General features: G+C 56.0%; 18 protein-coding genes. 12 read left to right on the forward strand and 6 right to left on the reverse strand.

The genetic code is table 11. From position 1 onward, the window contains the following. Position 1 precedes the first annotated feature (1 nt). From moaC to H4F65_RS00270, 4 genes are all read left to right on the forward strand, one after another. Complete coding sequence (moaC, locus tag H4F65_RS00255) at positions 2-496, forward strand: cyclic pyranopterin monophosphate synthase MoaC (RefSeq protein WP_010280924.1); 495 nt, start codon at positions 2-4, stop codon at positions 494-496. Further along, a complete protein-coding gene (gene moaD, locus H4F65_RS00260; protein ID WP_010280925.1) occupies positions 493-738 on the forward strand; it encodes a molybdopterin synthase sulfur carrier subunit in 246 nt (81 codons plus the stop codon). Before moaC ends, moaD begins: the two co-directional genes overlap by 4 nt. A 2-nt stretch (positions 739-740) precedes the next feature. Beyond that, on the forward strand, positions 741-1,193 hold the full coding sequence (moaE, locus tag H4F65_RS00265; RefSeq protein WP_010280927.1) for a molybdopterin synthase catalytic subunit MoaE: 453 nt from the start codon (positions 741-743) through the stop codon (positions 1,191-1,193). Between the two features lie 112 nt (positions 1,194-1,305). Continuing rightward, positions 1,306-2,013 (forward strand): Bax inhibitor-1/YccA family protein, encoded by a 708-nt coding sequence (locus H4F65_RS00270; protein ID WP_010280929.1) that lies wholly within the window; start codon positions 1,306-1,308, stop codon positions 2,011-2,013. Between the two features lie 72 nt (positions 2,014-2,085). On the opposite strand, the gene H4F65_RS00275 is transcribed toward H4F65_RS00270, so the two are convergent. The 4 genes from H4F65_RS00275 to hlyD are packed head-to-tail and all read right to left on the reverse strand — an operon-like array spanning position 2,086 to position 7,163. Beyond that, entirely contained in the window at positions 2,086-3,222 is a 1,137-nt protein-coding gene (locus H4F65_RS00275; RefSeq protein WP_010280931.1) for an ABC transporter permease, read from the reverse strand. A 9-nt stretch (positions 3,223-3,231) separates the two neighbouring features. Next, positions 3,232-4,407 (reverse strand): ABC transporter permease, encoded by a 1,176-nt coding sequence (locus H4F65_RS00280; protein WP_010280932.1) that lies wholly within the window; start codon positions 4,405-4,407, stop codon positions 3,232-3,234. Next, on the reverse strand, positions 4,400-6,142 hold the full coding sequence (locus tag H4F65_RS00285; RefSeq protein ID WP_010280934.1) for an ATP-binding cassette domain-containing protein: 1,743 nt from the start codon (positions 6,140-6,142) through the stop codon (positions 4,400-4,402). The genes H4F65_RS00280 and H4F65_RS00285 overlap by 8 nt, the downstream gene beginning before the upstream one ends. Next, positions 6,135-7,163: a secretion protein HlyD gene (gene hlyD / locus H4F65_RS00290; RefSeq protein ID WP_010280937.1), complete on the reverse strand. Its 1,029-nt coding sequence runs from the start codon at positions 7,161-7,163 to the stop codon at positions 6,135-6,137. Before hlyD ends, H4F65_RS00285 begins: the two co-directional genes overlap by 8 nt. A 519-nt stretch (positions 7,164-7,682) precedes the next feature. Here hlyD and H4F65_RS00295 point away from each other — a divergent pair. The 7 genes from H4F65_RS00295 to rhlE all read left to right on the forward strand — a co-directional run bounded on the left by H4F65_RS00295 (position 7,683) and on the right by rhlE (position 16,307). Beyond that, on the forward strand, positions 7,683-9,788 hold the full coding sequence (locus H4F65_RS00295) for a TonB-dependent receptor (protein ID WP_010280940.1): 2,106 nt from the start codon (positions 7,683-7,685) through the stop codon (positions 9,786-9,788). After that, entirely contained in the window at positions 9,778-10,797 is a 1,020-nt protein-coding gene (locus H4F65_RS00300; protein WP_010280942.1) for an ABC transporter substrate-binding protein, read from the forward strand. The genes H4F65_RS00295 and H4F65_RS00300 overlap by 11 nt, the downstream gene beginning before the upstream one ends. After that, entirely contained in the window at positions 10,794-11,783 is a 990-nt protein-coding gene (locus H4F65_RS00305) for a FecCD family ABC transporter permease (RefSeq protein ID WP_010280943.1), read from the forward strand. The genes H4F65_RS00300 and H4F65_RS00305 overlap by 4 nt, the downstream gene beginning before the upstream one ends. Then, a complete protein-coding gene (locus tag H4F65_RS00310; RefSeq protein ID WP_010280945.1) occupies positions 11,776-12,807 on the forward strand; it encodes a FecCD family ABC transporter permease in 1,032 nt (343 codons plus the stop codon). The genes H4F65_RS00305 and H4F65_RS00310 overlap by 8 nt, the downstream gene beginning before the upstream one ends. A gap of 12 nt (positions 12,808-12,819) precedes the next feature. Beyond that, the gene (locus H4F65_RS00315) at positions 12,820-13,671 is read left to right on the forward strand and encodes an ABC transporter ATP-binding protein (protein ID WP_010280947.1); all 852 of its coding nucleotides are present in this window, start codon (positions 12,820-12,822) and stop codon (positions 13,669-13,671) included. Then, positions 13,661-14,470, forward strand: coding sequence for an IucA/IucC family C-terminal-domain containing protein (locus tag H4F65_RS00320; protein ID WP_010280949.1), 810 nt, complete (start codon positions 13,661-13,663; stop codon positions 14,468-14,470). The genes H4F65_RS00315 and H4F65_RS00320 overlap by 11 nt, the downstream gene beginning before the upstream one ends. 421 nt (positions 14,471-14,891) lie before the next feature. Next, positions 14,892-16,307, forward strand: a complete 1,416-nt coding sequence (gene rhlE / locus H4F65_RS00325) for an ATP-dependent RNA helicase RhlE (RefSeq protein WP_010280951.1) — start codon at positions 14,892-14,894, stop codon at positions 16,305-16,307. A 39-nt stretch (positions 16,308-16,346) separates the two neighbouring features. On the opposite strand, the gene H4F65_RS00330 is transcribed toward rhlE, so the two are convergent. Continuing rightward, complete coding sequence (locus tag H4F65_RS00330; RefSeq protein ID WP_010280953.1) at positions 16,347-17,246, reverse strand: DMT family transporter; 900 nt, start codon at positions 17,244-17,246, stop codon at positions 16,347-16,349. Positions 17,247-17,361: 115 nt separating this feature from the next. Here H4F65_RS00330 and H4F65_RS00335 point away from each other — a divergent pair, with 115 nt between their 5' ends. Next, positions 17,362-18,234 carry a helix-turn-helix domain-containing protein gene (locus H4F65_RS00335; protein WP_010280955.1) on the forward strand — a complete coding sequence of 291 codons (873 nt, stop codon included), beginning with the start codon at positions 17,362-17,364 and terminating at the stop codon, positions 18,232-18,234. An 82-nt stretch (positions 18,235-18,316) separates the two neighbouring features. On the opposite strand, the gene pepT is transcribed toward H4F65_RS00335, so the two are convergent. Further along, on the reverse strand, positions 18,317-19,546 hold the full coding sequence (gene pepT, locus H4F65_RS00340; protein WP_010280958.1) for a peptidase T: 1,230 nt from the start codon (positions 19,544-19,546) through the stop codon (positions 18,317-18,319). Positions 19,547-19,556 lie beyond the last annotated feature (10 nt).

A 19,556-nucleotide genomic window follows, 5' to 3' on the forward strand; every position in this document is an offset into this window, starting at 1 on the left:
TATGTCATCATCTAAGCCACAATTGACCCACATTAACGCCGCTGGTGAAGCCGCGATGGTGGATGTGTCCGCCAAAGTTGAAACCGTGCGCGAAGCCCGCGCGGAAGCCTTCGTTGAAATGGCACCGCAGACGCTGGCAATGATTATTGCCGGCAGCCACCACAAGGGCGATGTGTTCGCCACCGCACGCATCGCTGGGATTCAGGCGGCGAAACGCACCTGGGAACTGATTCCGCTTTGTCATCCGCTGCTGCTGAGCAAAGTTGCTGTCGAGCTGGAAGCGCAGCCGGAGCACAATCGGGTTCGCATTGAGTCCGTGTGTCGTCTGACGGGGAAAACCGGCGTAGAGATGGAAGCACTGACGGCGGCCTCCGTCGCTGCGCTGACCATCTATGACATGTGCAAGGCCGTGCAGAAAGACATGGTGATTGGTCCGGTGCGTCTGCTAGCGAAAAGCGGCGGCAAATCGGGCGACTTTACGGCGGAGGGAGCATGATCAAGATTCTGTTTTTTGCACAAGTCCGTGAACTGATCGAGACAGACAGCCTGTCGCTGCCTGCCGAGTATGCCACCGTAGAAGACGTCCGGCAGGCGCTATGCCAACGCGGCGCACGCTGGGCGCTGGCGCTGGAGTCTGGCAAATTGCTGGCTGCGGTGAATCAGTCGCTGGTTGAGCTTACGCACCCGCTACAGGATGGCGATGAAGTGGCGTTTTTCCCACCGGTAACGGGAGGTTGATCGTGGCAGAGACGCGTATTCGGGTCGGTGAAGAGAACTTCAATGTAGGTGATGAATATCAGTGGCTGGCACAGTGTGATGAAGACGGCGCGGTCGTGACGTTCACCGGTAAGGTGCGTAACCACAATCTGGCGAAAGACGTCAGCGCGTTGACGCTGGAACACTATCCCGGCATGACGGAAAAGGCGCTGGCGGAGATTGTCGAACTGGCTCGCGAGCGCTGGGAACTGCCGCGTGTAAGCGTGATTCATCGGGTGGGCGCACTCTATCCGGGCGATGAAATTGTATTCGTTGGCGTCAGTGCCGCTCACCGCAGTGCGGCGTTTGATGCCGCCCAATTTATTATGGATTACCTGAAAACCCGCGCGCCATTCTGGAAGCGAGAAGCGACGCCGGAAGGCGAACGCTGGGTGGAATCACGCGACAGTGATAAGCAGGCCGCGCAGCGCTGGTAGTCCATTTCTGTGTTAGGATAAAAGGATGCGGGGAAGGCGTCTTTCGTGTCGCTTCCTCAAACGGGCGGTTTGCGCCGCGTTAATCAGATAACTTTTATGCAAAGGTAACATCATGGACAGATATCCACGCTCGGGTTCAATCGTTGAACGCTCGCAGTCTGGTCTTCAGGCCTATATGGCACAGGTTTATGGCTGGATGACCTGTGGCCTGCTGCTGACGGCATTTGTTTCCTGGTACGCGGCGAATACGCCCGCCGTACTGAATTTTGTTTTCTCCAGCCAGATCACCTTCTTCGGCCTGATCATCGCCCAACTGGGGCTGGTCTTTGTGATTTCCGGTATGGTACAGCGCCTGAGCGGTGCGGTCGCCACGTCGCTGTTTATGCTCTATTCGGCACTCACAGGTCTGACGCTCTCTAGCATTTTCATTATGTACTCCGGTGAATCCATCGCCAGCACCTTTGTCATTACGGCGGGGATGTTCGGGGCGATGAGCCTGTACGGCTACACCACGAAGCGTGATTTGAGCGGCTTTGGCAGCATGCTGTTTATGGCGCTGATCGGGATTGTGCTGGCCTCGCTGGTGAACCTGTGGCTGAAAAGCGAAGCGCTGATGTGGGCCGTGACCTATATCGGCGTGGTGGTGTTTGTCGGTCTGACCGCGTATGACACCCAGAAGCTGAAGAATATCGGCGAGCAGTTGTCCGTTGATGACAAAGATAGCTTCCGTAAATACTCCATCGTGGGTGCGTTGACCCTGTACCTCGACTTCATCAACCTGTTCCTGATGTTGCTGCGTATTTTTGGTAATCGTCGTTAATTCTTGCTCATTTATCTGGCGCGCTTTTCCGCGCCAGATAGCTTCCTGCCTATCTTTTCCCCTTATCTGCTATTACGCAATATTCCGCCTGAAAATCGCGTAGGCTGCCGAGCCGGTGGTCAGCGTGATGATAAACAGCGGCCATAAACTGCCCCAGATAATGCTGAAATCCGCATCCTTAAGGTAAATCTGTTTGGTGATGTCGGTGAAGTGACGAATCGGGTTAACCCAGGTGAGGTGCTGCAACCAGATCGGCATGTTCTCAACCGGCGACACATAGCCGGAAAGCAGAATCGCGGGCATCAGGAAGACGAACACGCCGATAAACGCCTGCTGCTGCGTTGAGCAGAGTGAGGAAATCAGCAGACCGAAGCCCACCAGCGACAGGCCGTAGATGAGCATCGTGGTGTAAAACAGCAGCAGCGATCCGGCGAAAGGAATATGGAAAATCAGTATGCCTGCCAGCAGCACGATCGTGGCCTGAAACGTGGCGACAATCAGCGCGGGCACGGCTTTGCCAATAAATATCTGGCTGGTGGACAGCGGCGAAACCAGCAGCTGTTCCAGCGTACCCTGTTCCCGTTCGCGGGCCACGGAGAGCGCCGTAACAATCAGCACACCGATAGTGGCGATCATGGCAATCAACGACGGCACGACAAACCATTTGTAGTCCAGATTCGGGTTATACCAGTGACGTACCACCAGCTCGCTGTTGTTTGGATTGGAAGAGCTCTGATTCGCGCCGCTTTGAACCGGCCTGGCCGCCAGCAACTCCAACTGATAATCCCGTACGATGTGCTGTACATCGTTGGCGGCAATCTGTGCGCTATTTGAGCGTCTGCCGTCGAGAATAAGCTGGAGCGACGTGCTGTTCCCGCTGGCGATATCACGCGAGAACTGCGGCGGGAAGCGCAGAATGAGAAGCGCGTGCTGATTATCCAGCGTCGACGCGACGTCCTGCGGGCTATGCAGCATTAGCTCGTGAGAAAAGGATTTCGCTTTGGCAAAGCGCTGCGTCAGTTCTATCGCATGGGGGCCGTTGTCTTCGCTGTAAATCGCAATGGTCGCGTTGGTTACGTCGAGCGTCGCGGCGAAAGGAAACAGGGAAACCTGAAGGATAACGGGCAGCACCAGAATGGAGCGCGTTTGCGGATCGCGCAGCAGCGATTGCAGCTCCTTAATAATCAACGTCCACAGACGATGCAGCATAGTCGCCCCCTAATCCAGCCTGCGCCGGGTTTGCCAGGCCGTCAGGCCAATAAAGACCAGCGCGGAGAGAATGAGAAACAGCAGGTTAGTCATCAGTACCGTACCGATATTCCCCGCGAGAAACAGCGTTTGCAGCGTGCTGACAAAATAGCGCGCCGGGATGATGTACGACACGCCGCGGACAAATTCCGGCATGCTGTCGATTTCAAAAATAAAGCCGGACAGCATGATGGCAGGCAGAAATGCTGCATTCAGCGCCACCATCGCGGCGTTGAACTGGTTGCGGGTGAGGGTAGAGATCAGTAGCCCCATGCCCAGCGTGCTGGCAAGAAACAGGCTGCTAATAACAAACAGCAAAATCAGCGAGCCGCGATAGGGCACCTGCATGATGAATGTTGAGACCAGAATACACAGCGTCATGGCGATCATCCCAAGAAAGTAATAAGGGATGAGTTTGGACAGCAGCAGCTCGGCACGGGTGACCTGCGTAGAAAGCAGCGCCTCCATCGTCCCGCGCTCCCACTCACGGGCAATCACCAGCGAGGTGAGGATCGCGCCAATCACCGTCATGATGATGGTTATCGCGCCGGGAATGATGAAATGCTGACTGATGGCGGCGGGATTAAACCAGTAGCGCGATTGCACCTCGATAAGCTGCTCGAACGTCTCGCCGCGATCTTCCGCCCGCTGCTGTTGCCACAGCAGCCAGATGCCTTCTGCGTATCCCTGCACAAAATTCGCCGTGTTGGGTTCGCTGCCGTCGGTGATTACCTGGATCGGTGCGCGATCGCCCGGCCGCGCCAGCCGTTCAGCAAAGTCGGTGGGGATGACGATCAGGCCGCGAATGCTGCCGGCCTGCATCTGTTGGATCAGGTACTGACGATTATTGCTGATGGTCGGTTCGATAAACGGCGACGCCGCGAAGGTATTCGCCAGATCGCGCGCGTCTTCGCTCTGCTGCTCCATCAGGATACCGACGTGCAGGCGGCTGGAATCCAGATTGATGCCGTAGCCGAAGATAAACAGCAACAGCAGCGGAATGACGAACGCAATCAGCCCGCTACTAGGGTCGCGCAGAATTTGGCGGGTTTCTTTCAGGCACAGCGCCCGCAGGCGACGCGTAGAGAAATGCGTGCTGCCGTGCTGGCTCGTTTTATCCTGCTCTGGCCTATTCTGTTCAACCATGTTCCGCCTCCCCGTCGTACGCCTGAATCAGCGCAATAAACGCCTCCTCCATCGTCGGTGATGGCGCCTGTGCACTGGCCGCCTGCTGCTTCAGTTCGTCCGGCGTGCCGCTGGCGATCAGCTTGCCGCGATACACCAGCCCGATGCGATCGCAATATTCGGCTTCGTCCATGAAGTGTGTGGTGACCATCACCGTGACGCCGCGGTTGACCATACCGTTGATATGTATCCAGAACTCGCGCCGGGTTAGCGGATCGACGCCGGAGGTCGGTTCGTCGAGAAACAGAATGTCGGGTTCATGCATCAGTGCACAGGCCAGCGCCAGCCGTTGTTTGAACCCCAAGGGCAGGGCGTCCGGCGTTTGGCGATAAATGGGGTGGAAATTGAAGGCGTCGGTCATTCCGGCCATTTTATCGCGCTGCGCCTTGCCCTTGAGTCCATAGACGCCGGAGAAAAATCGCAGGTTCTGTTCGACGGTCAGGTTACCGTAGAGCGAGAACTTTTGTGCCATGTAACCCAAATGCTGGCGAGCTTTGCCGGAGCTGGTTTTCAGATCCATGTCGAGCACCAGCGCTTTGCCGTCAGTCGGTACCAGTAGGCCGCACATCATCTTGAACGTGGTCGATTTTCCCGCGCCGTTTGGGCCGAGCAGGCCGAAGATTTCTCCTCGCTTCACCTGAAAGCTAACGTGATCGGTTGCCGAGAAATCACCAAATTTTTTCGTCAGCCCTCGGGCTTCAATCACTGTTTCGCCACCGCTCACGTCAATCTGCGGCATGATGCTTGCCAGCGACGAATCACTGGCCGGGCCACCACCCAGCAGGTCGATAAAGGCATCTTCAAAGCGCGGATCGGTGTCGTGCAGACAATCCGCTTCCAGATGTAAGGCAGAGAGCAACGATGCCCGATCCGCATCGGGTTTTAGCATCAACCGAACGTATTGCCCCTGAATCACCCCATCGCTGACCTGTGGCAGACGCAACGCTTCCTGTAATACGTCCCGATGTCGGCGATCGCCCGTATCAATCAGGATGCAGCGTCCGGCCATGCGTGCGGTCAAATCGCGCGGCGCGCCGCGATACAGCAGTTCGCCTTCGTTCAGCAGCAACACATCCCGACACTGTTCCGCCTCATCAAGATAAGACGTACTCCACAGGATCAACATGCCGTCGTCGGCCAATTCGTGCACCATGTGCCACAGTTCACGGCGAGAGATCGGGTCGACGCCCACGCCCGGTTCATCCAGCAGGAGCACCTTAGGTTGCCCCAGCAATGTACAGGCCAACCCCAGCTTCTGTTTCATGCCACCGGACAGTTTACCCGCCAGCCTGTCGGTAAAGCGGGTCAAATCGGTAAATGACAGCAGGCGCTCGAACGTTTCTCTGCGCACTTCGCCAGTGATACCTCGCAGGTCGGCATACAGCGTCAGGTTTTCCATCACCGTCAGATCTTCATACAGGCCGAATTTTTGCGGCATGTAGCCCAAAATGGCATGCAGTTGACGATCTTCCTGGATGGGATCCAGATTCGCCACGCGCAGTGTTCCGTGACTGGGCGTTAATAATCCGGCCAGCATACGCAGCAGGGTGGTTTTACCCGCGCCGTCGGGGCCAACCAGCCCGGTAACCGCACCACTGTGTATCTCGGCGGTGAGGCTGGCGAGCGCGGGTTTCTCCTGACCAGGAAAGCGTTTTTCCAGCCCGTCCAACGCGATCTGCGCGGGAGAGTTAATCATGGCGAACGGGCTCGTGAGCGCGACTGGCATCCTCAGTGCGAGCATCGTCAAAACGCAGCGTGACCGGCATCCCTTGCCGTAATCCGTCATCGGGATCGTTAACGACAATGCGCAGGCGGTAAACTAAATCGGTGCGGAGATCTTCCGTTTCGACGCTTTTCGGTGTGAATTCGGCACTCGGTGAGACAAAACCGACTTTGCCACGATAGGGCTGATTGGGGCGACCGTCGGTGTAAATCAGCATCTGGCTACCGGGCACGACGCGGCCAAGATCTTTCTCGCTTACGTAGGCGCGTACCCAAACCGGGCGAGTGAGTGAAAGGGTGAAAACGGTACTGCCCGATGCCAGCATACTGCCTTTTTCGGCGGCGCGAGTGAGGATCACGCCGGGAGACGGTGCCAGCAGTTCGGCATCCTGTTTATTCAGTTCCGCCTGAGCCAGTCCGGCTTCGGCCTGTGCCACCGCCGCCTGCGCGGCGGCAATTTCCTGCGGTCGGTTACCGTTTTCGAACTGACTCAGTTTGTCTTTCGCTGCCTGTAGTGTTGCAAGCGCCTGATTACGTGACGTTCTGGCATCGTCGAGCATGTTGGCGGAAATGGCGCGTTTGTCCCACAGCCCCTGCTGACGCTGGTAGAAGCTGTTGGCGTAATCATAGGCCGCCTGACTCTGGACAACCTGAGATCGCACCTGCGCGATCTCTTCCTGTCGGTAGCCTTCTTGCGCCAGTTGAAGCTGTGCCTGCGCGCTGGCGAGGTTCGCCTGTGCCTGATGTTGTGCGTTCAGATAAGGTGCGGCGTCGAGCGTTGCCAGCGGTTGACCTGCCTGCACGGCATCGCCCTCATCAACGTTCAGCTCGGCCACTCTGCCGCCGACGCGGAAGGCCAAATTGACAGTGCGGATATCGACATTGCCGTAGAGCGTTAGCGGTTTTTCCTGCTGTTGTTGGTGGTGATAAAAACCATAACCGGCACCGAGCAGGATAAGAACGAGGGCCGCGAACGCCAGTTTTCTCTTGTTCATCACACATAGTTCCTTGTTTATCAGCGGTAGCGATCCCGCATGCCGTTCAGAGGATGCCTCATCTCTTATTTCTGGAAGCTATTAATCATATGACGGGTTAGAGGTATTTATGGTGATGTAGAGTGATCTAGTTCACAAAAATGCATTGCATTTGGTCGATATTTTCGCCTAATTCTGCTTATATCTGGCCTAACCTTTTTATTTTGTTAAAGAAATGGCAAGAACTCGAAAGAATTGTAATTTATTCTATTGAATGATAATAATTGTTATTAGCAATTACATATGTATTGGTACTGACATAGTGATCTGACAGCACCGATCGCGGCGTACAGAATGAAATACTCTGCGTTCTATGCCTGAACCGATCATAACCCGCCAAGATGTTTCGCGTGAGACGAAGCATTTTGGCGTTTTTTTGTCTGCGTCGGGGGGATGGGGTTTCGGATGAGAGCCTCGTCACAGGCGGTAACTTTTATTGACGGTTGGATACATAACCAAAGGGGAAGGACAGTGAACCAGATGCGCACTTTACTCGCATTGATGCCATGCGTGCTGATTGCTCCGGCGTATGCACAGGATGACACGACTAAAAAGGATGAGGCGAGCGGTGATGAGATGGTGATTACCGCCTCACGCTCGAATATCCAGCAGCAGAAAGCGCCGCAGGTGGTCACGGTGATTACCAAAGAGCAAATCGAGCAGCAGATGCAGGTCACTTCTGACTCGTCACAAATTCTAAGCAACTTGCTGCCTTCGTTCTCCCCCAGCCGTCAAAAAATGAGCGGCAGTGGTGAAACCTTCCGCGGTCGTGCCGCTCTGGTGATGATCGACGGCATTCCTCAGTCCAACCCGTTACGTCCGACCGGGCGTGAGATGCACACGATAGACTACTCGATGGTCGAGCGCATCGAAGTCATCCACGGCGCGAATGCCACCAACGGCATGGGTGCGACGGGGGGAGTGATTAATATCATTACTCGTCGACCGGAAAATGGCTCATTTAATCAGCACGTCAACGTGCAAACCACGATCCCGACGGAAAAGATTCGCGGTGAGACCGCCAGCTATAAAACCACCTATCGGGTCGATGGGCGTGAAGACTATCTCGACTACCTGTTCGCGATTGGCTATGAGAATCAGGGGCTGTATCTGGACGGCAACAATCGGCCTGTCGGTGTAGATAATACCCAGGGCGATACCATGGATTCCCGCGCTTACGACTTATTAGCAAAAGTCGGCTACTGGCTGGATGACTATCAGCGTATTCAACTGAGCGTGAACCGCTATAACATTAAAAATGAGAATAACTATCTGAGCGTGGATGGTATCCGTAGCCAGGGGATCCCGACGACGTCAGTACGGGGTACACCACGGGGTGAAGCACCCCATAACAGCATATGGACGACCGGCTTTACTTACGAAAACCATGATCTTGCAGGAATGAAACTGTCCGCGCTGGTATTTAATCAGCGCTATGAGGCGCTATTCGGCGCAACGAACTCGAATACGTTTCAAGACCCTGCGATAGCGCCCAGAGGGACGCTGTATGAGCAATCTCGATCCGTTGCTAACAAATATGGCACTAAATTGGCGCTGACTAAAGACGACTTGCTGGATGACACGCTGAAAGTTACGGTGGGTTTCGATACGCTGTACGATAAGGGCAAACAGGATCTCTACCTGACCAAACGTACCTATGTGCCTGAGATGGAATACACCAACTATTCACCGTTTATTCAGGCTGAATATCAACTGTTGGATCGTGTCACGCTGCATGCGGGCGTACGCCATGAAATCGCCAAGCTTCAGGTCGGTGACTATCAAACGCTGGCGTCCAACAATAGCGTGATGGTACAAGGCGGTAGCCCTAAATTTAATGAAACGTTGTATAACGCGGGTATCGTCTATGCGGCAACGGATTCGCTGAGTTTGTTTGCCAACTACTCAGAAGGGTTTGGTATGCCGGATGTGGGGCGTGCGCTGCGTTCCATCAGGCGTTCAGGTGTTAGTCTGAAAAACTTTGACGGCTTTAAGCCGATTGTGACAAATAACGTAGAGACGGGGTTCCGTTTTAAGCGGGATAAGTTTGATTTTGAAGCCAGCTATTATGAGTCCAAATCGAAACTGGGCGAAAACGTGACGGAGAGCGGTGGCGTATTTTTGTCCGAACGCCAGCGCACTCAGATTCGCGGTGTTGAAGTGATCGCGGGCTATCAGATCAACGAGCAGCACAAAGTGAATGCTTCCTATGCGCACAGCGAAGGAAAGTTTGACAGTAATAAAGATGGCAAAGTGGATAAAAAATTCAACGGCCTGAATATTGCACCTGATCGTCTGATCACCAGTTGGTCGGCGAATTGGAACGATAAATGGAGTTCGTTCGTGCAGGCGAATTACGCCTTTGGCCGCAGTTTTGACGATGCGGGTATGGCGTTTGATGGTTACCTGTTGATGGATGCTGCCGTGGGGTACAAGCTGCCGTATGGTCGCCTCAATGTGGCGGTGGCGAACCTGCTGGATAAACAGTACATCACCTACTATTCGCAGGCGGGGCTTGTTAATGATACGCGCTATTTCTCCGGGCGCGGACGTACGGTAACACTGGGTTATTCGGTTGATTTCTAAGCTTAACCGATTTAATTTCGTCCTCAATTCAGCAACACGGCAGCGTTTTACGCTGGCCGTGTTGTTGTCTTTTCTGCTGGTGACGTTAGTGCAGGCGGCAGAATCACCGCGTCAGATTCGGCATGCGCTGGGCGTGACCACCGTGGACGGGACGCCGCTGCGTATCGTGACGCTGTTTCAGGGTGCGACGGATTCCGCCGTGGCGCTGGGAATCAAGCCGGTTGGTGTGGTGGAGTCGTGGACGGAGAAGCCGATTTATCGCTACCTCCGCCCCGCCTTGCAGGGCGTAACGCTGGTCGGACTGGAAACGCAGCCCAGTCTGGAAACCATCGCGCTACTCAAGCCCGATCTCATCGTAGCGTCTACGTTTCGGCATGAGAAAATCTACGGCCTGCTGTCGCAGATCGCACCGACGATTGCGCTGGATAAGGTGTCTGAGTTTAAAGAGACCGTTCAAATGATGGGCATAGCGCTGAACAGGGAAGATAAGGCGAACGAGATTTTATCTCACTGGAACCAGCGCGTGGATGCGCTGCGTGACCGTCTGAAAGCCCGATTTGGCACACGCTGGCCGCTCAGCGTCTCTATTCTCGAATTCCGTGAAGATCATATGCGCAGCTATCTGCCTGCCAGCTTTGCCGGATCGGTACTGTCGGAAATCGGTTTTGTCTGGTCGCGACCGGAAAGCTATACGTCAGGCGTGATGCAAAAGCTCACTAGCAAAGAGAGTATTCCGGTGGTGGATGCCGATCTGTTCTTTGTTTTGCTGCGTTCAGACAAACCGGCGGTGGCAAAGAACTATCGCGACTGGCAGGTTCACCCGCTCTGGCAGCGACTGCATGCGCCTCAGCAGCAACAGGTGTATCCGGTGGATAACGTGGCCTGGAGCCTGTCCGGCGGTATTTTGGGTGCGAATCAGATGCTGGACGATATCGAACAACAGTTTGCTGGCAAGACAGAGTCTGCTGATAAAAAAAGCGATATCGCAGAGGAGAGTCATACGCGATGAGACAAGGCATCGTGACAGCAGCGGGTGTCGTATTGCTGCTGCTGAGTATCGTCGCCAGCCTGATGCTGGGGCAAACCACCATTTCGTTGGGAGCCGTGTTCAATTCACTGTTCCATTACGATCCGCAGCAGATCGATCACATACTGGTGCTAACGACACGCCTGTCGCGGACGGTGATTGCCATCGTCGTCGGTGCCAGCCTTGCCGTTGCAGGAGCCTTAATGCAGGCGCTGACGCGTAACCCGCTGGCCTCGCCGGGGATATTCGGTATTAACGCGGGAGCCATGTTTGCCATCGTGCTGCTGTCTTCGGTGTTTACCTTTTCCTCGCAGATCGCGCTGGCATGGACGGCCTATCTGGGTGCTGCTGTGGCTGGCGTCATGGTGTATGTGCTGGGAACGCTGGGTAACGCCCGTTCCAGCCACTTACGCATTGTGCTGGCCGGTGCCGCGATTAGCGCGCTGTTTATTTCGTTTACGCAGGCGCTGCTAGTAATCAATCAAGATGGGCTGGACAGCATGCTGTTCTGGCTGGCCGGTTCGGTGTCTGGCCGCAGCCTGTCGATGCTGTTACCGCTCCTGCCGTACTTTGCTATCGCGCTATTCCTCGCGCTGCTGCTGGCGCGTCACCTGAATATTCTGGTAGCGGGTGACGAGATCGCCAAAGGGCTGGGGCAGCGAACGGCGCTGGTGCGTGCGTTGTCCGGGCTATGTGTCATCGGGCTGGCGGGTGGCGCGGTGGCAATCGCCGGAAATATCGGTTTTGTCGGGCTGATCGTACCGCATATTGTGCGTCGCGTGCTGTCTGCCGATCACCGCTGGCTGTTGCCCGGCTGTGCGATTTTCGGCGCCACGCTGCTGCTGTTGGCTGATGTCGCCTCGCGTCTGCTGATTGTGCCGCAGGAAGTGCCGGTTGGTGCGATGACCGCGCTGCTGGGCGCGCCTTTCTTCATTTATCTGGCGAGAAGGGGGATGCGGCATGGGTAAGGTGTATACCGTGCGCGTAGGAATGGTCTCGCGCCAGATTGATCGCCGCACGTCAGCAGTGGCGCTGTCGCTCCTGCTGATACTGTTAGCCGTCGTGTTCCTGTCGCTGTCGCTGGGTGAGGTAGTGCTATCTCCCGCGCAGGTGATGTTGGCGCTGTTGGGAAAAGCAGACAGCGGTGTGCATTTTATCGTCAATGACCTGCGTTTACCGCGCGCGCTGCTGGCGCTGTTGGTGGGCGGCGCGCTGGCGATATCCGGCCTGATCCTGCAAAGCATTGTGCGCAATCCGCTGGCCTCGCCGGATATTCTTGGGATTACCAGTGGCGCCTCAGCGGCGGCGGTATTCTTCCTCTCGTTTCTGGCGACGGCGATAAGCCAGCGTTGGTTGCCGCTGGCGGCAATGGGCGGGGCGTGGGTGACGGCGATCGCCATTTATCTGCTGGCCTGGAAGCAGGGCGCATCGCCGCTGCGGCTGGTACTGGTTGGCGTTGGGCTGTCCGCCATTATGGGCGCGGCGGTCACGATGATGCTGGTGTTTAGTCCGATAGGCACCACGCTGACGGCTTATGTGTGGCTGACGGGCAGTATTTATGGCGCGCAGTGGCAGCATGTGTCTGAGCTGGCGGGCTGGTTGCTGCTTGGTGCACCGTTTCTGGTGGGGCTGGCGAGACACGTTAACGTGCATGAGTTGGATGATGCGCTGGCCTGCGGCGTTGGGCAATCTGTTGGACGTATCCGACTCGCGCTGCTGACGCTGAGCGTCGCGCTGGCTGGGGCTGCCATTGCCTATGCAGGTGCGATGGCCTTTGTCGGCCTGCTGGCCCCGCATATCGCGAAAAAGTTGGCGAGCCGGTCATTCCCCGGATTGGCGCTGGTGTCGGCACTGACGGGCGGCTTATTGGTGATGGTGGCCGATTTGATTGGCCGCACGGCGTTCTTACCGCTGGATCTGCCTGCCGGTATTTTTATCTCCGTGCTCGGGACGCCTTTCTTTATCTATTTATTGCTTCGGCAACGTTATTGAGATTGCAAGATTATGCCAGAGAATGTGCAGCCAACACACGTCCCCCCACCTGACCGCGAGGCGATTGCCAGCCAGTCGCTGACGCTGAGTTACGAAAAACAGGTCGTGATTGATGCGCTGGATATCACGCTGCCAGCTCAGAAAATTTCGGTGCTGGTGGGCAGTAACGGCTGTGGCAAGAGCACGTTACTGAAGTCGTTTGCCCGCCTGCTGAAACCCACGAGCGGGACGATTATTGTTAACGGGGAGGATATTCATCGGCAATCCACCGTTGAGGTGGCGAAGTCACTGGCGATTCTTCCGCAAACGCCGACCGCGCCGGAAGGCCTGACGGTCTATCAACTGGTGAAGATGGGGCGCTATCCGCATCAGTCATGGTTGAAGCAGTGGTCGGCCACGGATGAAGAAAAAGTGCTTCAGGCGTTGCGCAGCACCGGCGTACTGGCGTTAAAGGATCGCGCAGTGGATTCGCTGTCCGGCGGGCAGCGCCAACGCGTCTGGATCGCGATGACGCTGGCACAGGATACCGATATCGTCCTGCTGGATGAACCGACGACCTATCTCGATCTGGCGCATCAGATGGAGGTGCTGGATTTGCTGCGGGAACTGAACACGCAGCAGCACAAAACCATCGTGATGGTGCTGCATGATCTGAATCTGGCGTGTCGCTATGCCCATCACATGGTGGCCGTACACAACCGGACGGTATTTGCGCAGGGCAACCCGCGTGACATTCTCACGGAAGCCACGGTAAAGAGGGTGTTTAACCTGAACTGTCGCATCATTGACGATCCGTTCTTCGGTACGCCGCTGTGTATTCCGTTTGGACGTGGAGCGGCGGAGACTGCGGCCGATGTCGGCTAATCGCCTGACGGCACCGCAGTGGGCGATGCTCTCCGGCACGCTGCAATTAACGGATGCTGCACAGCGAGCAGGGCAGGAGAGTTGCCCGAGCCGTAGGGTGTTGGATCCTGAGTATTGCCGCTGGCTTCTGGAAACGCTGACGCCGCCGCTGCTGTCGCCATCAATCAAGATTACCGCTTCGCTGCTGGCGAAGCGGATTGGTTTCTTAACCACGGCCGCCAGCCTGTACGCCATGTCGGTGTATAACAAAGGGCTGAACATGACGCTGGATAACAGCGTGCTGGAATTCGGACACGCTCGTCTGTGGACATCGACCATGCCGCTTTACGATCTCACCGTCTCCCATCCGGAATTGGGACAACGAGACGTGTGGCGCGATAGCCTGTTCGACACGCTGTTTGCTCAACACCTGTCGCCGATCCTGCATACGCTATCGACGGTGTCGGGCGCGCCGCTGCGCATTCTGTGGGAAAACGTCGCGGTACGGGTATTTTCATTATACGAACAGCGCATTGAGTGGGACGATCCGGCGGCGGAGTGCTCGCCGGGAATGACGCTGGCACAGCAGGTGCAGCAGGACTTTGATGCTTTGCTGGCTGCGCCCGGCGAACGTTTCGGCTGTGATGGTAATCCGCTGAAACCGTTCTTTCGTGCGAAAACGCGGGTTCCCGTCGCGGGGCGTTCGGTGAGCTTTCGTGACGTGCGCTTTCGCCGCACCTGCTGTTTTTATTACAAGGCATCGCAGCCGCAGGAATACTGCCAAAATTGTCCATTACTGCGCCCCGCTAAAAAAACGTAGGGAACGTTTTTCAACGTCGCTTGCGACGGCCCGTAGGGGGGCGAGCAGGAAGCTCGCCATAAAAAAACGGGCTGACACAGATAAAAATCCTCTCGTAGTTATGCCCTAAATAATTCGAGTTGCAGGCAGGCGGCAAGCGCACGAATCCCCAGGAGCTTACACCAGTAAGTGACTGGGGTGAGTAAGAGAAGCCAACGCACATGCAGCTTGAAGTATGACGGGGATAGAATCTCTGCTACAATCGTCGGCAGTCATGCACCGTAGTTGTGCTCGTTCACCGTGGTTGTTGCGTATGTCGTTGTTACGTGAAGTGTTACGTAAGTTGTTACGTAAATAGTGGCCCAGCAAACCCGTCTTACTGACCCTCTGAAAACTACACCGGCTGCTGTCCGGTCAGAGCGGATCTGGAGTTGTTCTTTTTATGTCATTTGATTCTCTCGGCCTGAGTGCCGATATTCTGCGCGCGATTGACGAGCAGGGTTATCGCGATCCTACTCCTGTTCAGCGTCAGGCGATTCCTGTCGTGCTGGAAGGGCGCGATTTAATGGCCAGCGCACAAACTGGTACGGGTAAAACAGCGGGCTTTACGCTGCCGTTATTACAATTGCTGACCAGCCGTGAAGCTCAGCACAAAGGGAAAGGCCGCCGTCCGGTACGTGCGCTGATCCTGACGCCAACCCGTGAGTTGGCTGCGCAGATTGATGAAAATGTGAAGGCGTATAGCAAGTATCTGAGCCTGCGTTCACTGGTCGTATTTGGTGGGGTGAGCATTAACCCACAGATGATGAAACTGCGTGGTGGCGTAGATATTCTGGTGGCAACGCCGGGGCGTCTGCTCGATCTGGAACATCAGCGTGCCGTTGACCTGTCACAGGTTGAAATTCTGGTGCTGGATGAAGCGGACCGTATGCTGGATATGGGCTTCATTCACGACATTCGCCGAGTGCTGGCGAAGCTGCCTGCTAAACGTCAAAACCTGCTGTTCTCCGCGACCTTCTCTGATGAGATCAAAGCGCTGGCGAACAAGCTGCTGACTAATCCCGCCTCGGTTGAAGTCGTGCGTCGTAATACGCCGTCTGAACTGGTTACACAGCACGTGCATTTTGTTGATAAGCGCCGCAAGCGTGAACTGTTGTCGCAGCTGATTGGTGAAAATAACTGGCAGCAGGTGCTGGTCTTTACCCGCACCAAGCACGGCGCTAACCATCTGGCTGAACTGCTGGAAAAAGACGGCATTACCGCCGCCGCTATCCACGGTAATAAAAGTCAGGGGGCGCGTACGCGTGCACTGGCAAACTTTAAAGACGGCAGCATTCGCGTGCTGGTGGCGACGGATATCGCCGCGCGTGGTCTGGATATCGACCAACTGCCGCACGTGGTGAACTATGAGCTGCCAAACGTGCCGGAAGATTACGTTCACCGTATCGGTCGTACCGGTCGTGCGGAAGCGACGGGCGAAGCGCTGTCGCTGGTCTGTGTGGATGAGCACAAACTGCTGCGCGACATCGAGCGTCTGTTGAAGCGTGAGATTCCACGTATCGCTATCGAAGGCTACGAGCCGGATCCGTCCATCAAGGCCGAACCGATTGTGAATGGTCGTCAGGGCAACCGTGGCGGCGGCGGTGCGCGTAACGCCTCTCCTCGCGCACAGTCTGGTGCACCACGCGGTCAGGGCGAACGCCGTCCGGCCGACGGCAATCGTCAGCCGCGTAAAGCGGGCGGTAATAGCGATAGTCCGTGGGGTTCTGGCGGAAAAGGGAATGGCGGCAAGAGTAGTGGCGAAGGCCAACGCCGCGCGCCGCGTCCGCAAAACCGCAGTAAGCCAGCGGACAAGTAAAATAGAGAGGGAGCCCAGCGGCTCCCTTTTTTTATCGCGTTATTTCGCCGTGGCAGGCTGCGCGGTCGGATGGCGTGGACGATAGAACATCACCGCGTTGCCCGCCAGAATCAGCAGCAGGCCGATAAGCGCGTTGGGCCGCCACTGGTAGTCTTCAAATAGTGTCGAAATCGACAGTGCCACCAGCGGAAAGAGCAGCGTGGTATACGCCGCCTGACTGGCACCGATGCGACCGATCAGGCTGAAGTAGGCACCGAAGCCGATGACTGAACCAAAGATAGCCAGATAGAACAGGGAACCCAGATAGCTGGCGCTGTACTCCGGTGCGAAGCTATACCCCTGAATCAGGCTGAACAACCCCATCCACAGCGCACCATATCCCATGCCCCAGCCGTTGGTCGTCAGTATGTCACGGCCTTGTCGCTGGTGCTGGGCGCTAATCATATTGCCGAGCGAGAAGCAGTAGGTGCCCAGAATGCTCAATCCCACGCCCCACAGCAAATAGGGCTGCGCGTCGATTTGCATCAGGTCATGCCAGAACAGCGCGACGATGCCGATCAGCCCGAGCGGTGTGGCGATCGCCACGTTACGTGTTAACGGCTGGCCGAAGAAAATACGGCTATTAAAGGCGTTAAACAGTACCGCCATCGAAAAAATGATGGATTCCAATCCGCTCGAAATCCAGGCGATGGCGTGGTAAAAACAGAGAAAGTTGACGCCGAATACGCATAGCCCTTGTACCATACACAGCAAGTGAGCGCGTGACGAAAGTGGACGCAGACGGCGCGTCAGGGCCAGAAACGTTAGCAAGATGGCCGATGCCAGCGCAAAGCGCCAGAAAACGGAGATTTCGGCAGCGACCTCGCCGTGTTGCAGGCTAATCGCGATCCAGGTCGTGCCCCAAATCAGGACGACAGAAAAATAGAGTAAGGTATTCATTGAGTGATTCCGCATGAGTGCATAGCGGCAGTATGGCGCGTGCGTTTGTCGCGGGCTTTCAGCACCTTGCGGTGAATAACAGAATCTTGCGGTTAAGTGAAAAACGGAGGCAGTAATGCATCGTTATAAAGCGTTCGATACCATGCTGCATCATAAAACCGAGCTGCGCGACACCGTCGAGCTGACCTCCGGCGTGCGGCTGGCCGCATGGTTTAACCGCCACGATCGCGTCACGATGGAAAACACTGAACACCATACGCTCAGCCTTTATACCGCCGGTGGCTATGAGAGCTATCATAAAACAGCGGATGGCTGGCATAACGGCGGTGGGCCGGATCGTTTCTGCCTGATGCCGAAACAAAGCTCGTCGACCTGGGACATTCGTGGCGACCTCGATTTTGTGCACCTGTATTTTGACGATACGCACTTGCGGCAACTGGCCGAGCAAACCTGGGATCGCAGTCCGGCATCAATCTGCACGGAAGAGCGGATATTTGGTAGCGATCCGTTGATTACCTCGCTGTATCGGCAATTTCTGCTCAGCAATCGCTGGGACGACTCGGCGAACCAGCTTGTGCTGAGTAGCGCCGCAACGCTGTTGATGATTCAAGTGCTGCGTGGCTACACCCAGTTGCAGTGGGAACTGCCGACGGTGCGCGGCGGACTGGCGCCCTCGGTACTGCAGCGCAGCAAGATGCAAATTGAGGCACATCTCGATCAGCCGCTGACGCTACAGACGCTGGCGGCGGAAGCGGGGCTTAGCGAGTTTCACTTTGCACGCATGTTTCGCCAGAGTGTGGGAATGGCACCGCATCAGTATGTGCTGAAACAGCGGCTGGCCCGTGCGGAAGCGCTTGTGCGCCACGGTACGCAGCCGATCACGGACATTGCGCTGGCCTGCGGGTTCAGTTCCGCCAGCCACCTAAGCCACCAATTCAAAAAAGAATATGGTTTGACACCGTCGGCGCTGAGGCTGGCGCAGAAATAGGCCGGAAAAAGTAGGCGGGTAAACAGTCAGTGAGGCGTTATGGATGCGGACGAATGTCCGCCTCACGCTTTTCTGGACGCGATTATTTCGCCGCCAGCAGGCATAAATTTAGCGCCACTTCATACGATTTCACAAATGACGGCACGGGTAAAAACTCAAAGCGCGAATGGAAATTGTGCGCACCGGTAAAGAAGTTCGGCGTCAGCAATCCTTTGGCGGATAGCGCCGCGCCGTCCGTGCCGCCGCGCATTGGCGTTACTTTGGGTTCAATGCCCAGCGTGTCCAGTGCGGCAAACAGCAGGTCGATCGCGCGGCGATCGTCGGTGATGGCGTTGCTGATATTGCTGTAGATATCGGTGAGGGTATAGGTCACGCTGCCAGTCGGGTACTGCGCGGCTATCTTCTCTGCGATTGTGGCAATCTGCTGCTTCCGCTGTTCAAACGTGGCTAAATCAAAATCGCGGATAGACGCTTTGAGCTTCGCTTCATTGGCGTTCGCCGTCAGGTCGTTAAACCAGACATAGCCCTCGCGTCCCTCTGTGTGCTCTGGCGTCTGCTGGCGATCGAACTGGCTGATAAAGTCATGTGCCATGAGCAACGGATTAACCAGCACGCCTTTCGCCGACATCGGGTGCGCGGGCACACCGGTAAAGCGAATTTCTGCGGAAGCCGCATTGAAGTTCTCATACACCACTTCACCCAGCTCGCAGCAGTCGATGGTGTAGGCAAAATCAACATCGAAGCGTTTGAGATCGAGCGCTTTCGCCCCACGCAGCCCAATTTCTTCATCCGGCACGAAGGCTACCACGATATCGCCGTGCGGCGTCGCGTCGGTCAGATTTTCCATCAGCGTCATCACCACGGTAACGGCGGCCTTGTTGTCCGCGCCGAGTACGCTGGTGCCGTCGCTAAAAATAATGTCCTGCCCAACATACGGCAGAATTTCCGGGTGTTCCGCCGTGCGTAGCCAGATGTTCTGTTCGGCATTCAGACACAGATCTTCACCGGTAAAACGCAGCGTTTGCGGGTGAATATGCGGCGACAGGCCGACGTCAACCGTATCGATATGCGTAATAAAACCGATGCGCGGTGCGGACGGACAGTTACCCGGTTTCACGGCCGTCACGGTGGCGTGCTCATCAATCACCACATCCTGTAGGCCCAGCGCTCTCAGCTCATCCGCCAGCAATCGCGCTATCTCATGCTGTTCCGGTGTGCTGGGCAGCGTTGTCGAACTGGCATCGCTTTGGCTGGTGACGGCGAGGTAACGGTAAAAACGCGTGCTGAGCTGGTGAGCCAGACTGTCTGTCATAACGAATCCT

It is taken from the genome of Pectobacterium brasiliense, assembly GCF_016950255.1.
In the GTDB taxonomy this organism is placed as follows: domain Bacteria; phylum Pseudomonadota; class Gammaproteobacteria; order Enterobacterales; family Enterobacteriaceae; genus Pectobacterium; species Pectobacterium brasiliense.

What these genes read in the sequence shown, in the direction of transcription:
- H4F65_RS00320 (WP_010280949.1), top strand. Translation starts at nt 13,661, where the DNA reads ATGTCGGCTAATCGCCTGACGGCACCGCAGTGGGCGATGCTCTCCGGC.
- H4F65_RS00315 (WP_010280947.1), top strand. Translation starts at nt 12,820, where the DNA reads ATGCCAGAGAATGTGCAGCCAACACACGTCCCCCCACCTGACCGCGAG.
- H4F65_RS00285 (WP_010280934.1), bottom strand. Translation starts at nt 6,142, where the DNA reads ATGATTAACTCTCCCGCGCAGATCGCGTTGGACGGGCTGGAAAAACGC.
- H4F65_RS00305 (WP_010280943.1), top strand. Translation starts at nt 10,794, where the DNA reads ATGAGACAAGGCATCGTGACAGCAGCGGGTGTCGTATTGCTGCTGCTG.
- H4F65_RS00280 (WP_010280932.1), bottom strand. Translation starts at nt 4,407, where the DNA reads ATGGTTGAACAGAATAGGCCAGAGCAGGATAAAACGAGCCAGCACGGC.
- H4F65_RS00270 (WP_010280929.1), top strand. Translation starts at nt 1,306, where the DNA reads ATGGACAGATATCCACGCTCGGGTTCAATCGTTGAACGCTCGCAGTCT.
- H4F65_RS00310 (WP_010280945.1), top strand. Translation starts at nt 11,776, where the DNA reads ATGGGTAAGGTGTATACCGTGCGCGTAGGAATGGTCTCGCGCCAGATT.
- H4F65_RS00295 (WP_010280940.1), top strand. Translation starts at nt 7,683, where the DNA reads ATGCGCACTTTACTCGCATTGATGCCATGCGTGCTGATTGCTCCGGCG.
- moaC (WP_010280924.1), top strand. Translation starts at nt 2, where the DNA reads ATGTCATCATCTAAGCCACAATTGACCCACATTAACGCCGCTGGTGAA.
- pepT (WP_010280958.1), bottom strand. Translation starts at nt 19,546, where the DNA reads ATGACAGACAGTCTGGCTCACCAGCTCAGCACGCGTTTTTACCGTTAC.
- H4F65_RS00275 (WP_010280931.1), bottom strand. Translation starts at nt 3,222, where the DNA reads ATGCTGCATCGTCTGTGGACGTTGATTATTAAGGAGCTGCAATCGCTG.
- moaD (WP_010280925.1), top strand. Translation starts at nt 493, where the DNA reads ATGATCAAGATTCTGTTTTTTGCACAAGTCCGTGAACTGATCGAGACA.
- hlyD (WP_010280937.1), bottom strand. Translation starts at nt 7,163, where the DNA reads ATGAACAAGAGAAAACTGGCGTTCGCGGCCCTCGTTCTTATCCTGCTC.
- rhlE (WP_010280951.1), top strand. Translation starts at nt 14,892, where the DNA reads ATGTCATTTGATTCTCTCGGCCTGAGTGCCGATATTCTGCGCGCGATT.
- H4F65_RS00335 (WP_010280955.1), top strand. Translation starts at nt 17,362, where the DNA reads ATGCATCGTTATAAAGCGTTCGATACCATGCTGCATCATAAAACCGAG.
- H4F65_RS00330 (WP_010280953.1), bottom strand. Translation starts at nt 17,246, where the DNA reads ATGAATACCTTACTCTATTTTTCTGTCGTCCTGATTTGGGGCACGACC.